This window comes from Streptococcus sanguinis, assembly GCF_900475275.1.
GTDB classification, from domain to species: domain Bacteria; phylum Bacillota; class Bacilli; order Lactobacillales; family Streptococcaceae; genus Streptococcus; species Streptococcus sanguinis_N.
The window spans coordinates 1,964,389-1,977,436 of the sequence record NZ_LS483364.1; the positions used below are offsets into that span (position 1 = coordinate 1,964,389).

Annotated in this window: 9 protein-coding genes; 2 read left to right on the plus strand and 7 right to left on the minus strand. The window is 44.2% G+C overall.

The window, feature by feature from the left end; translation table 11 throughout:
* Window positions 1–4: 4 nt before the first annotated feature.
* On the plus strand, window positions 5–1,729 hold the full coding sequence (locus tag DQM55_RS09785; RefSeq protein WP_111676504.1) for an ABC transporter permease/substrate binding protein: 1,725 nt from the start codon (window positions 5–7) through the stop codon (window positions 1,727–1,729).
* A gap of 106 nt (window positions 1,730–1,835) precedes the next feature.
* On the opposite strand, the gene DQM55_RS09790 is transcribed toward DQM55_RS09785, so the two are convergent.
* Together DQM55_RS09790 and DQM55_RS09795 are read right to left on the minus strand one after the other, a co-directional pair.
* Window positions 1,836–3,965 (minus strand): transglutaminase domain-containing protein, encoded by a 2,130-nt coding sequence (locus DQM55_RS09790; RefSeq protein WP_111676506.1) that lies wholly within the window; start codon window positions 3,963–3,965, stop codon window positions 1,836–1,838.
* A gap of 274 nt (window positions 3,966–4,239) precedes the next feature.
* The gene (locus DQM55_RS09795) at window positions 4,240–5,685 is read right to left on the minus strand and encodes a glycoside hydrolase family 1 protein (RefSeq protein ID WP_269459920.1); all 1,446 of its coding nucleotides are present in this window, start codon (window positions 5,683–5,685) and stop codon (window positions 4,240–4,242) included.
* A gap of 105 nt (window positions 5,686–5,790) precedes the next feature.
* Here DQM55_RS09795 and DQM55_RS09800 point away from each other — a divergent pair, with 105 nt between their 5' ends.
* Window positions 5,791–6,663, plus strand: coding sequence for an AraC family transcriptional regulator (locus tag DQM55_RS09800; protein ID WP_002896563.1), 873 nt, complete (start codon window positions 5,791–5,793; stop codon window positions 6,661–6,663).
* Window positions 6,664–6,783: 120 nt separating this feature from the next.
* On the opposite strand, the gene DQM55_RS09805 is transcribed toward DQM55_RS09800, so the two are convergent.
* The 5 genes from DQM55_RS09805 to DQM55_RS09825 form a co-directional block, all read right to left on the minus strand.
* Entirely contained in the window at window positions 6,784–7,455 is a 672-nt protein-coding gene (locus DQM55_RS09805) for a hypothetical protein (protein ID WP_111676510.1), read from the minus strand.
* A gap of 89 nt (window positions 7,456–7,544) precedes the next feature.
* Window positions 7,545–7,745, minus strand: a complete 201-nt coding sequence (locus tag DQM55_RS11900) for a RhtB family transporter (protein ID WP_111676512.1) — start codon at window positions 7,743–7,745, stop codon at window positions 7,545–7,547.
* A 184-nt stretch (window positions 7,746–7,929) separates the two neighbouring features.
* A complete protein-coding gene (locus DQM55_RS09815; protein WP_111676514.1) occupies window positions 7,930–9,312 on the minus strand; it encodes a CapA family protein in 1,383 nt (460 codons plus the stop codon).
* Between the two features lie 166 nt (window positions 9,313–9,478).
* Window positions 9,479–11,410 (minus strand): beta-glucoside-specific PTS transporter subunit IIABC, encoded by a 1,932-nt coding sequence (locus DQM55_RS09820; protein ID WP_111676516.1) that lies wholly within the window; start codon window positions 11,408–11,410, stop codon window positions 9,479–9,481.
* Between the two features lie 274 nt (window positions 11,411–11,684).
* Window positions 11,685–12,956, minus strand: coding sequence for a TRZ/ATZ family protein (locus tag DQM55_RS09825; RefSeq protein ID WP_111676518.1), 1,272 nt, complete (start codon window positions 12,954–12,956; stop codon window positions 11,685–11,687).
* Window positions 12,957–13,048: the final 92 nt, after the last annotated feature.

Genomic DNA, 13,048 nt, shown 5'->3' on the forward strand with positions numbered 1-13,048 from the left:
CATTTTGAATATTTTACAACAGCCAATCCCCGTTTCTCAATGGGTTGAGTCCTTTACTAACTGGGTAACAGATACCTTCTCCGGGCTTTTCTCGGTCCTTCAGGCTATCGGAAATGCCATCATGAATGGGATGACAGACACCCTGCTTTTCATTCCGCCCCTGCTCTTTATCGCAGTCATTACTATCTTTACCTATTTGATTTCCAAGCGTAAGCTGGGACTGCCCCTGCTCACCTTCCTAGGCCTGCTCTTTGTTTACAACCAAGGCCTCTGGGAAAATCTCATGAACACTGTGACCTTGGTCATCGTCTCCAGTGCCATTTCCATTATCATCGGTATTCCACTGGGGATTTGGATGGCTAAGAGCAATCGTGTCGAAGCAATTATCAAGCCCTTGCTGGACTTTATGCAGACCATGCCAGCCTTTGTCTACCTGATACCGGCCGTAGCCTTCTTTGGTATCGGTATGGTGCCTGGGGTCTTTGCCTCTGTCATCTTTGCCCTGCCACCGACTGTCCGCTTTACTAATCTAGCCATTCGTCAGATTCCGACCGAGCTGATTGAAGCGTCAGACTCCTTCGGGGGCACTGGCAAGCAGAAACTCTTCAAAGTCGAGCTGCCCCTGGCTAAAAATACCATCCTAGCTGGGGTTAATCAGACCATCATGCTGGCTCTTTCAATGGTCGTTACCGCCTCTATGATTGGGGCGCCAGGACTGGGCCGCGGCGTTCTCTCTGCCCTGCAGCATGCCGACATCGGTTCTGGATTTGTCAATGGGGTATCTCTGGTTATCTTGGCCATTATCATTGACCGCCTGACCCAGAAGCTCAACCAGCCTCTGGCTAAAAAATCACCGGTCACTGCCAAGGAAAAACGCAACAAGATTATGCTCTGGTCTGCTCTGGCTGCTGTCATCCTGACAGCCTTTGTCGGAAATCAAGTAACCAAGCTTCAGCAAAGCAAAAAAGAAAAGGTCAACCTTGCCTATGTTGAATGGGACTCCGAAGTTGCCTCAACCAATGTCATAGCGGAAGCTCTCAAGGAAATGGGCTACGATGTCACCATCACACCGCTGGACAATGCCGTTATGTGGAAGTCCGTTGCTAATGGCGAAGCCGATGCCATGGTTTCCGCCTGGTTGCCGACCACCCATGCTGCTCTCTATGAGGAGTACAAGGACAAGCTAGTGGACTTGGGGCCAAACCTTGAGGGCGTTAAGACAGGGCTAGTCGTACCAAGCTATATGGATGCTGACTCTATCGAAGACCTGTCAGACCAAGCCAAGAAAACTATCACAGGTATTGAGCCCGGCGCTGGTATCATGACCGCGACTGAGAAGACTATGCAAGAATACAGCAATCTCAATGGCTGGAATCTTTCTTCTTCCTCAACAGGAGCCATGACCACTGCTCTGGATCAGGCTATTAAGAATAAAGAAGATATCATCGTAACCGGCTGGTCACCTCACTGGATGTTCTCCAAATATGACCTCAAGTACCTCAAGGATCCTAAAGGAACCATGGGTGGTAAGGAAGCTATCCACACTATGACTCGGAAAAATCTAGACAAGGACTTACCAGAAGTCAATAAGGTCCTGGATAACTTCAACTGGACTCAAAAGGATATGGAAGAAGTCATGCTTAAGATTAACGAAGGCAGCTCACCAGAAGCTGCAGCCAAAGAGTGGATCAAAAACCACCAGAAAGAAGTCGAAAGCTGGAAGAAATAAAAGCATAGAAAACCCCTGAGATACTGTTATCCCAGGGGTTTTGATTGGCTTCTTCCTTGCCTTACAAGGCTTAGGCATCTTTTAAAGATTGCTTCTATTTGGATCATCATTCTTTAATAGCATCTTCGTATCTGTCAAAGGCATAGTGGCTCTGTGCGTAGAGTGGATTATCCATGGCCAATAGCAAGTATTCATTTTCTTTTTTAGCGCTATCTCCATCAGAGTCATTCCAGGTAACATCTAAAGCCAGCCACTGACCATCTACTTTTGCGAAGTTCCAAGCATGCGGGTCAAAATCATCTGTATTTCCACTCACATACATGGTTTCGAGACCAGCTTCCTGAGCGAGGGCCTGGAAGGTTACAGCATAAGCCTGACAGACTCCCTTACCCTCAAATAGCGGACCAGTAATATCAAAACTAGATTCATACTTGCGAATACCGTCTTGCATATCTTTAAACGCTTTTGAAATAGCCTCTTCTGATTCTTTATTCTCAATAGATGTTTTGTAATTCAAAAAGCCTTGGTAAGCAGCCTTATCATAGCTAATATGCTCAATCATATACTGATTAATTGCCTCAATCTTTTCTCGGTCGCTCATCTGGTCTTTGATGATGTCTTTGACAATCTCTTTGACTTTTTTTCGGGCCTTCTTATATTTGGCAGTTTCATCAGCATCGTATTTAAAACTTACCACATGTTGCTTAGCATCAATGGCAGGAACCACTCCCTGCTGAATGACTGGATTCTGCTCTAAAACATCGTGAAGCAATTCACTGACATCTCCTTCACTCAGCTCTGGAAACTCACTGTAATCAACATATTCAGCATCTGACAGAAGAGCCTTGGCAAAATATTCCTGCGCTGCACTTCTGGCTGCCACTCTTTCCTCAATATCACTAACATCATGAACGACTGTTTTACCCTTGAGATCCAAGTCAGCCTGCTCTACGCTGATATATTTCTCTGAAACACCCGACTTGCTTTCCTCTTTATTGACCTTTTCATTATGTCTATCTACAACAGGCTGCACTTCTTCAACACTGGCCTGTTCAATGAAAAAGTCCGTTTTGACAGTAGGCATGCCCTTGATAGAGACCAGACATCTGACATCCCGGCCTTCTTTTTCAATTTTTTCATAGACGATTGGAAAGTTCTGAATCTGGCCATCCATCATCTGCAGCGGTGCTTCTTCAGGAATATTTCCTTTCTGCCGCAGGGCAGAAACCTGGTCAGAAAAAGTCCGAAAATCGATTTGATTCGGCATCAGTTTCGCAAAGCTATCAGATGAGATAGGATTGCTGATAGTTCCTAAAGCTTCTTTGTCTTTAAGGGGAACAACAAGGAGTTCATAAGGCTTTTTCTCAACCGTTTTCTTACTGTAATCCTGGTCGTAAGCCTGCAGCAACCGTTGTCTGGCAAGAATTGGATCATCACCAGAACGGCCGCCGTTGCGGCTATCATAGTGGGTAGGTAAATCTGTCCGATACACTGTCGAAGTGACCCGATCGACCTCTTTATAGTTATAAAGGCCTGTCTTCGTATCACTGCCAGGCATGGTCACATACTCTCTTTTTATAATGGAATAAGAGTCCGCTCCCGGTACTTCCGTCCATTCCAGCTGCAAGCGACCATCTCCGAGCAGGCTGCTCTTAGTTTTCAGAGCTAGCTTGTCACGCCCTTTCTTATCTATCTTAACGATCCAAAGTTTTGGCTTTTTAAGTTTTTTACCTGTGCGCTCATCATCCCGTTGCAGCAAATAGAGCGTATCAAAAACACCCCAGCTCTCACCTTGCTTGGCTAGACCATATTCCGTATGCTCTCCATTTGCCTCCACTCTAGTCGCAGAGAAATGATAAGCTGGCTCAATCACTATCTGCCGCTTATCATTCATCTTAAAGTCACCCCCTAAAATAGCTCGTAAGTTGCTGTCCCCATAAATTTCAAAGGAAGAAATCAACTCGGTCTGTCCTTCATGTGGCAGTGTCTCAAAATCGTTAGGCTTTTGTACCTCTGTCGGAAATGTAATAGGCTCATTTTCCTTGATCTGAATGACCTTTTCTTGGACATCATAAGGAGTATTTTTGCTGTATTTTTCTCTCAGCTTACGAACACTTTCCGAAAATTGGCTACCTTGCTCTCCCGGACCTCCACCGTTCTTTTGAAAAAGACTGCAGCCCATCAGAAAACAAATCAACAGAGTAAGCAGAGAAATGAAACGGATTTTCCTACTCATGATTTCCCCTCCTGAAGTAAATATTCTTAATATATTATACCATATTTTATTTGAGGTGTCTTTGTTTTTTGTAAACGGATTCAAATATCTGCAATTTTGCGAATAAACTCTTAATTTTTTTATAGAGACAGCTTCCCTCAAACTACTGCATTTTCTCCTCTTGCTTTTAAAATCAAGAGGCTTCAGCCAATTACCTCCTTAAAACATAGAAAAAACCAAGCCAGATAGAACTTGGTTTATTTTATAAGGAGCCATTCTATTTTGTTTAAGTCATTCAATCCTGATAGAGACTGTCTCCATTCGTCGCAATGACTTCTTTGTACCAATCAAAAGATTTTTTCTTGTAGCGGGCTAGAGTTCCGCTACCGTCATCGTTGCGGTCAACGTAGATAAAGCCATAACGTTTGCTAAGTTCTGCCGTGCTGGCTGAAACCAGGTCAATACAGCCCCAAGTTGTGTAACCTAGCAATTCTACGCCATCTTCCAGCGCTTCTCCTACCTGTTGCAAATGCTGTTTGAGATAATCAATGCGGTAGTCATCTTCAACCGTTGGGCCAGTTGATCCATCCACCAAGACATCCTTGGCACCGAGACCATTTTCCACGATGAAGAGAGGCAGCTGATAGCGGTCATAAAAGCTATTTAGCACCAAGCGCAAGCCGACTGGGTCAATCTGCCAGCCCCATTCTGAGCTAGCCAGATGAGGATTTAGGATGCCACCTAGAAGATTGCCTTGGCCGGAAGAATAATTTTCCGGATCATGAGCCGCAACCACACTCATGTAGTAGGAGAAGGAAATAAAGTCTACAGTATTTTCAGCCAAAAGCTCTTTGTCGCCCGGCGCAAACTCAATCTCAATCCCATTCTCCTTGAAGAAACGATTGATATAGGCAGGGTATTTCCCACGCGCATGGATATCAGAGAAGAGATAGTTTTGATTTTCAAATTCCCGAGCTGCCAGCACATCTTCTGGCTTAGGCGTCATAGGATAGGCTGGCATAGCCAGAACCATACAACCAATCTTAAAATCAGGATTGATCTCATGACCAATCTTCGTTGCCAAGGCAGAAGCCACCAGCTCATGATGGACTGCTTGATAGAGGTCCTGCTTGGATAACTCTTCAGCTGGCGTGGCAATGCCACCGCTCATAAAGGGCGCATGGAGAACAGAGTTGATTTCATTAAAGGTCAGCCAATACTTGACCTTGTCCTTATAGCGGGTAAAAACCGTGCGAACATAGCGCTCGTAGAAGCCAATCAAATCACGGTTGGCCCAGCCATTGTACTGACGCGCTAAATGCAGGGGCGTTTCATAGTGAGACAGGGTAATCAGCGGCTCAATGCCATATTTGGCCAGCTCGTCAAAGAGATTGTCGTAGAATTGCAGACCAGCTTCATTGGGCTCCAGCTCGTCTCCATTTGGAAAAATCCGAGACCAGGCAATGGAAGTTCGGTAGACCTTGAAGCCCATCTCCGCAAAGAGGGCAACGTCCTCCTTATAGCGATGGTAGAAATCAATTCCTTTCAGCTTGAGATTATCTGGTGTCGGCTCCTCGGTAATCAAAGGATTGCAATCACCTGGCGTAGCTGGCACACCGCCTTTTGGAGTCACATCCTGAACAGACAGGCCTTTTCCATCCAGATTATAGGCGCCTTCATACTGGTTGGCTGCAGTTGCACCGCCCCAGAGGAAATTCTGCGGAAATTTACCCATTTGCATTTTCTCGCTTTCGTTTTTTTTATATTTATATTATAATAGTTGTCAAACATATTTTCTAACACAATTATCTTAATAAATTGTACTATTCTATGAAAGAGTGTCCTCATGATTGATTTAGGCCAACTACATAAAAATACCGTTTTTAAAAACCAAGGAACCCCTTATTCTCTGACCCGCACCATCACTGAAAATGGTCATCCAGATATTCTTTTCCACTGGCATACCGATGTTGAAATGATTTATGTCCACGAAGGAAAAGCACAATTTCATATTGACGACGACTACTTTAACAGCGAAAAAGGTGATATTATCCTGATTCGCCCCAATGCCCTGCACTCCATCCACCCCATCAACGACGAGCGCCATTATATGGACGCTATTAATTTCCATCTGGATCTGATGGGCTATTCTGCCATGGATCAAGCCAGCATCAACTATCTGCAGCCCCTCTACAATGGCCAGTTGGACTTGACTCATGTTATCAAGCCTACGGATACAGCCTATGCCGAGATTCGCCAGTGCCTCTTAGCAGCTATGGAAACAGGCTATTTCCGCAAATCTCACTACGAATTTCAGCTCAAAGCCCAGCTCAACCAGCTCTTCTACCTGCTCTTTGAGAATGGCTATGTCATTTCCAAAGACCTGTCACCCGAAGGCTATCGCAAGGAAGAAAAGATTCGCTCCATTATCGACTACATCAATGCCCACTACCAAGAAGACCTGAATATTGACCAACTGGCTGGCATCTGTGGCTACAGCTCCACCCATTTCATGAACTTCTTCAAGAAGCATCTGGGCGTTTCCTGCATTGAGTACCTAATCCAATTTCGCTTGCGCAAAGCAGCCGAACTCCTGCAGCACTCCAATCTCTCTGTACTGGAAATCTCCAGCCAAGCAGGATTTAATAACCTATCCAACTTCAACCGCCAGTTCAAAAAATACTACCAAATGACACCAAGCCAGTATCGGAAGAAATGAAGCTCTAAAATGGAAAATAAAAAAACGAATGCCTGCTGACAAAATATGCTAGGAGGTATTCGTTTTTTGTAATGCTAATATTATAAGAAGTATAGAAGCAGCAACATGTTTTGTAAGATATTATTCTAGATCTCGGTCCCTGCCTTCTGAGCCATAGACTCTGTGATAGGCTTTGACATAAAAAGATATGGGTTTATCTGATTCGTTTTGGACAGTGATATCTTGATCACTGTCGCTTACACTAAAAACAAACGTTCTATTTTGGGTAAAGTTGACATCAATGCTATAGTTTTCGTTAAACTCAACACCTAAATCGGATAAAGCCTGTTCGTTTGGGATTGTTATCCCCCCATCCTTTTCATTATAGTAGTGAACAGACTTTTTTTCTGCATCGTAGATATACTCATTTTCATCTATCTGCTCTCTCAAATAAGAATCATAAATTCTAATTTTCCCATCTGTTTTATCTTTAAATTTTAAAACACTGACTCCTGAACCCTTTATTAGGTCAAGATAAGGCTTTTTAATCTTTACATAAACAGCTTCGCCTGGCTTTAATTTGACTAATTGATAGGAGCCGCCATGATCTTCTTCGACAAAATAAACCAGATTCCAAATCAAGGTTCCCAAAAAGAGTAGACTAATCAATTTCCCATAAATGCTTTTGTAGAAAGGTTTCTTTATACAGATATAAACTATCCATGAAACGATAAAAACAACAAAGATAAACAAGAGTGGTAAAAAGTGAATTAAAAAGTCTATTAAAAGGAAAAGTTGTTCAAAAAAATGCATATTTCGTCTTTCTTTAATTCTCAATCAATATTTAGTTTCAACAAACAAGGATAAAGCTAGTCCCTATCATTTCATTTGGACTGTTCTCCTTACGAACTCATCATTTCTATACTAGCAAGTTCAGCAGAAGATTGAAGAGCCCCAGCCAAAAGATAGCTAGCAGCAAATTGCGCCCCTGCTTTTCTTTGAAGAAATTTCTCCGCAAAAACAGGCAGAAAACCAGCAAGACCAGAGAGCACACTAGCAACAAAAACAAGATAAACATGGGTATAACATACAAAAGTAGCCACAAACCAAATTGCATTTCATTTTCTTTCTAATAAAATAAATCAAAATGATAGATGAGCTCAAAAGCGGTCAGTTTCATTCATTAACAGCTCTATAAACCTTTTTAATTATAACAAAGTCCTCATTTTTAAAACAGCAAAAACCAGATTGGCAAATCCAATCTGGCTAACAATCATATCAAGCAATTTATTGCCCCGGCCAATTCAGTCCAACATGAGAATTCATTTCCTGATAGGCGGTATCAATCCGTGCTCTGGTTTCTTGATCCAGTTTGTCTCGATACTTGCCACCTTCGATAAAGTCATCCAAAATCCAGGTCTGATAAGTGTATAAAGGTAGACCGTCTGCCGAAATAGTACCTTTTTCCACTCGACTGACCCAGCTCGGATGAGCCTGGGCACTTTTTATCTGTGTGCCCTTTGATGTCTTTTCAATGGTAACATCCATCAGCACTCCGCGTTCGGTCCAATGAGCATTTTCAATTTCCTCCATGGTTTCGATGCGCTGATTGGAAATGAAATTCCCCATGGAATACATGATCAGCTTCTTCTGACCATCTTTCTCTAAAATCTCTGCCGGCTCAACCACATGCGGATGCCCTCCAAAGACGATATCTGCTCCCCAGTCAACCATTTTATGGTAGAGTGTCATCTGCTCCTCTGTCGGCTCCAGCTGGTACTCTATCCCCATCTGAGGCATGACGATTGTAATATCTGCTTCCTTTTCTGCCCGCTCAATCTCGGCCCGCATCTTTTCTTCATCCAGATCGGACAGACGATTATCATAGTCTTCCTGACTGAGCAGCCCCTCCATACCATTGTAACCATAGGAGTAAGCCAGCAGTGCAATCTTAATGCCTTTGACTTCCTTTATCAAGAGCGGTGCCCGACTGCGGCTTTCATGCGGATAAACACCAATGGGAGTGATTCCCTCTTTTTCAAAAGCCTGAGCTGTAGTGAAAACTCCCTCCAAGCCAGAGTCTAAAATGTGATTATGAGCCAGGTCCATCACCTGATAGCCAGCATCCTTGATTGCTGGAACTACGGCTTCTGGAGCATTAAAAAGCGGATAGCCATTCAAGGGATAGTCCGGCCGAATCGTGCCTTCAAAGTCCCCTAAGACCAAATCTCCCTGCTGAAGCCATTCCTTAGCATATTGGAAATTCTCAGAAAAATCATAAGTGCCGTCTTCTTTCTGAGCGCTCAGATAAAGGCCATCGTGATAAAGCAAATCCCCAGTTGCCATGATGCGAACCGTCTGATTCTGAGAGGAATCTGACTGCTGCTCTTTCTTACTAGGAGACAGAAAGGTAAAATCCTGCAAATGTTCTGACAGGAGGATTAAGCTGGCTGACAGCCCTACTACGGTCAAAAGCACTCCGACAAACTGGCGATTGCTAAGCTGTTTTTGAAAGATTTTGGGACGAGGAAATGGAAGTCCCTTAAACCAGTCCCGCCAAGCATGGTAAGCATCTGCCAGCAGACTATGCTCCGCAGCAAAATCAGATATCTTCTTCCAAAGTTCCTGAAAAAAAGTCTGAATCTTCTCCCAAAGAAATTTTTTATCCATCACATCTCTCCGCTTTTCTTGCTTGATAATAGTGCATCAACATTTACTATATTGTACTATTTTTACTGCCAAAAGAAAAGGAACGGAAAGCAAAAAGCAGGAGCTGGGAGAAGCATGCTACAATCTTCAAATTGTGGCAATCTCTTCCATTCTCCAGCTTCATTTTCTATTTTTTCAAATCTAAGAGCCGATCACCGAGCTGAATTTCTCCTTTTGCAAGGACTTCAATCTGCTTATAATTAGCTGTGTTAGTAACAATGATTGGAGTTGTCACTGGATAACCAGCCTCCTTGATAGTATCGATATCAAAGCTAAGCAAAAGCTGGCCTTTCTTGACTTTAGAGCCTTGGACAACATGGGCTGTAAAGCCTTTTCCGTCAAGGGCTACTGTATCCATACCGACGTGAATCAGCAATTCTGCTCCATCATCCGTAGCCAAACCAATAGCATGGTTGGTAGGGAAGAGCAGGCGAATGACCCCATCAGCAGGCGCTACTACTTCACCCACACTAGGCTCAATGGCAACTCCTTTGCCCATAGCTCCGCTGGCAAAGACTGCGTCCGGAGTGTCCTCAAGAGCGATTATCTCGCCAGCTAATGGACTGGTTACGACTTGCTCTGTAATTCCCGCTGAGACTTTTTCTTTTTCAGAATCTAAAGACTCGGCAGCATCTTTTTCTGACGGGCCACCGAAAAGATTTGGAATCTTGACTAGCTGAGTCAGGCCAAAACCTAGCACAAAGTTTGCCACAATGGCAATGAGGAAGTGAATCAAAGTCATGCTATTGCCAGCTTCGATAAAGGATGGAATGGCAAAGAGTCCCAAACCACCCATAACCTGCATTTTGACATCAAAGAAAGCCAGATAAGCACCAGTCAGTGCCCCAGAAATACAGGTTATGATAAACGGTGAACGCATAGGGAGGGTGATACCGTAAATAGCCGGCTCCGTCACACCAAAAAGAGCTGATATAAAGGCCGGAATCGAAAGCTGACGAACTTTATCTTCTTTGGTGCGCATCATGATATTGATCAGGGCACCTGCCTGAGCAAAACAGATCGCAATAGTGGCAACAAGTATGACCCCCGGACCCTTTTGGAGCTCCAAGATTGCTAGCGGTACCAAGCCCCAGTGAAGACCAAACATGACCAGAACCTGCCAAGCAGCCCCTAGGACGATACCATACAGCACCGGACTAAAGTCATAGATACCTGTAAAGAGAGCACCAACCAAATCAGAAGCCCAGCTCATAACTGGACCGATAACCAGAAAGGCCAGTGGCACTGTAATTAAAAGGGTAAAGAATGGTACGATAAAGACTTTGACAACATCGGGAATGATCTTTTTAAAGCCTTTTTCAATCTTGGCCCCAACCCAAACAGCTGTAATCACTGGAAGGACTGTTGATAGGTAGCTAGATGCAGGGAAGATAATAGGAAGACCGAAGAAAGTCGAGAAAATCGGAGACTCGATTGGTGTACCAGCAAATAGTGTATAAAGCGGTTTTTCCGCCGTAAAGCTAGCTGCGATATTTGGATAAACCAAAGCAAAGCCGATAGCCAAAGCCGTGAACTGATTCATCTTGAAACGTTTAGCAGCTGTAATAGCCAAAATCAAAGGAAGGAATTGGAAAAGACCATCTCCTGCTGCATTGAGAACAACATAAGCACCATCTGTTTTGGCAACGCCTAAGGCTGCCATAATAGCTACCACACCTTTGATCATACCTGCTGCAGACAAGGTACCGAGCATCGGCTGGAAGAGGCCAGATACGAGAGCAATGAAGCGGTCAAACAGATTTCCTTCTACAGCATCATCATCTGCATCAACACTGCCTTCACCAGCAATTCCAGCAACCTTGAGCACCGTTTCATAAACATCTGGCACATGATTACCAATAACAACTTGATATTGACCACCGGCCTTGACAACCGTTACAACTCCGTCGCGCTTCATCAGATAGTCTGTATCTGCTTTTGATTCATCCTTCAGAGAAAAGCGCAAGCGTGTCACGCAGTGTACCAGTTTGGTGATGTTGTCCTTGCCACCTACATGGGCAATAATATCCTGAGCTAATTCTGTATAGTCTTTAGCCATAATGGATCCTCCTTGTATTTTTTAGGTTGGCAGTTTCTTCCTATTCCCGGAAAATAGGGCACGAAAAAAACCTAAACACACACCAAATAGAAAGCAAGAAACTGCTTTATATCTTGTATTTGCTTAGGTTTTGCCTGCTTGACCAGTAACAATCCATAAGTCCATTATATCAGAAGTCAGAGAAAATGCAAGCGTTTTCCGAATAATTTGTCGAATTTTATAAAAACAAATGGAAGCAAGGCTTGTTCCTCACTTCCATTTTAAGCTTTTACACTTACACAAAACTCCCTAGATCAACAGTCAGCACTTGGCCGTTTCGGACAACCTGCTGCCCTGCAATGTAGACATCCTGAACATCGCTGCCTTTGACTGCATATACTAGGTGCGATAGCATATTTTCCAAAGGATAGAGATGAAGTCGTCCCTTAGGCTGAATGACAATGAAATCGGCTTGCTTGCCCGCTTCCAGACTGCCGATTTTCTTCTCTAAGCCCAGAGCTTTGGCTCCTTCAATGGTCAAAGCTTTCAAGGCCTGCTCAATCGTAAACTGGGTCGCATCGCCTGCCCGCATCTTCTGAAGGAGAGCAGCTGTCCGACCTTCTTCAAACATGTCCAGATTATTATTGGAAGCGACAGAGTCCGTCGCTAAGCCAACGGTCACCCCAGCGGCTAGTAAGTCTGTCACTGGAGCTACACCAGAAGCCAGCTTGAGGTTACTGATAGGATTGTGGGCGATGCTGACTGGAGAAGCCGTCAAATCTGCAATCTCTGACGGATTTAGTTCAACTCCGTGAGCAAAAATGGCTGACTGCTCCAAGTAACCCAAACCCTTCAAGAAAGCCAGTGACCGTTTACCATAGCGCTTCAGGATGATTTTATTTTCATCCTGTGTCTCAGCCACATGGATATGAAGCTTCAAATCCAGCTCACGCGCTAGCTCAAGACTGCCCTTGAGCAACTCTTCGTCACAGGCATAAGGCGAATGAGGCGCCACCATAACCTGAAAATCTTCATCGTCATAGGAGAGGATTTTCTCAATAATGGCCCGAGTACGTGCCAGAGTCTCTTCTGCTGTTTCCGACTCTGAGCTAAAGAGTGTTGGTGAGAAATAGCATCGCATACCAGACTGATGCACAGCCTGATAAATCCGGTCAATCTCCACTCCCTGAGGATTATACATGTCGTTAAAAGTCGTTGTCCCTGACAGCAGCATTTCAGCCAGAGCCAGCTGGACAGCCTCGGTCGTTAGATCCGCTGTGAACTGGCTTTCTGCTGGCCAGATATAGTCCTCCAACCACTCATGCAGATTGCTGTCATCACGAATCCCGCGCAGCAAAGTCATGGCCGAGTGAGTATGGCAGTTGACCAGTCCTGGCATGATCCAAGCCCCTTCATAATCCACTGTTTCACTGCATTTCCCTAGCCAGGCTTGATCATAGGGACCACAGTAGGCAATGCGGTCATCCTCAACCACCAATAGCCCTTCCCGGTAAACATGAAATTGGCTGTCACAGGTCACCAGATTGACATTTGTATAAGCTTTCATCCGCCATATCCTCACTTTCCCAACACTTGGCTTCAAGAGATTTTAGCTATTATAACAAGCCTAATCTAATTGTGCAAGTCTTTTAATACAAT

Excerpts from the sequence above, each read along its gene's own strand:
- DQM55_RS09790 (WP_111676506.1), bottom strand. The coding sequence starts at position 3,965 with ATGAGTAGGAAAATCCGTTTCATTTCTCTGCTTACTCTGTTGATTTGT.
- DQM55_RS09800 (WP_002896563.1), top strand. The coding sequence starts at position 5,791 with ATGATTGATTTAGGCCAACTACATAAAAATACCGTTTTTAAAAACCAA.
- DQM55_RS09825 (WP_111676518.1), bottom strand. The coding sequence starts at position 12,956 with ATGAAAGCTTATACAAATGTCAATCTGGTGACCTGTGACAGCCAATTT.
- DQM55_RS09820 (WP_111676516.1), bottom strand. The coding sequence starts at position 11,410 with ATGGCTAAAGACTATACAGAATTAGCTCAGGATATTATTGCCCATGTA.
- DQM55_RS09815 (WP_111676514.1), bottom strand. The coding sequence starts at position 9,312 with ATGGATAAAAAATTTCTTTGGGAGAAGATTCAGACTTTTTTTCAGGAA.
- DQM55_RS09795 (WP_269459920.1), bottom strand. The coding sequence starts at position 5,685 with ATGCAAATGGGTAAATTTCCGCAGAATTTCCTCTGGGGCGGTGCAACT.
- DQM55_RS09805 (WP_111676510.1), bottom strand. The coding sequence starts at position 7,455 with ATGCATTTTTTTGAACAACTTTTCCTTTTAATAGACTTTTTAATTCAC.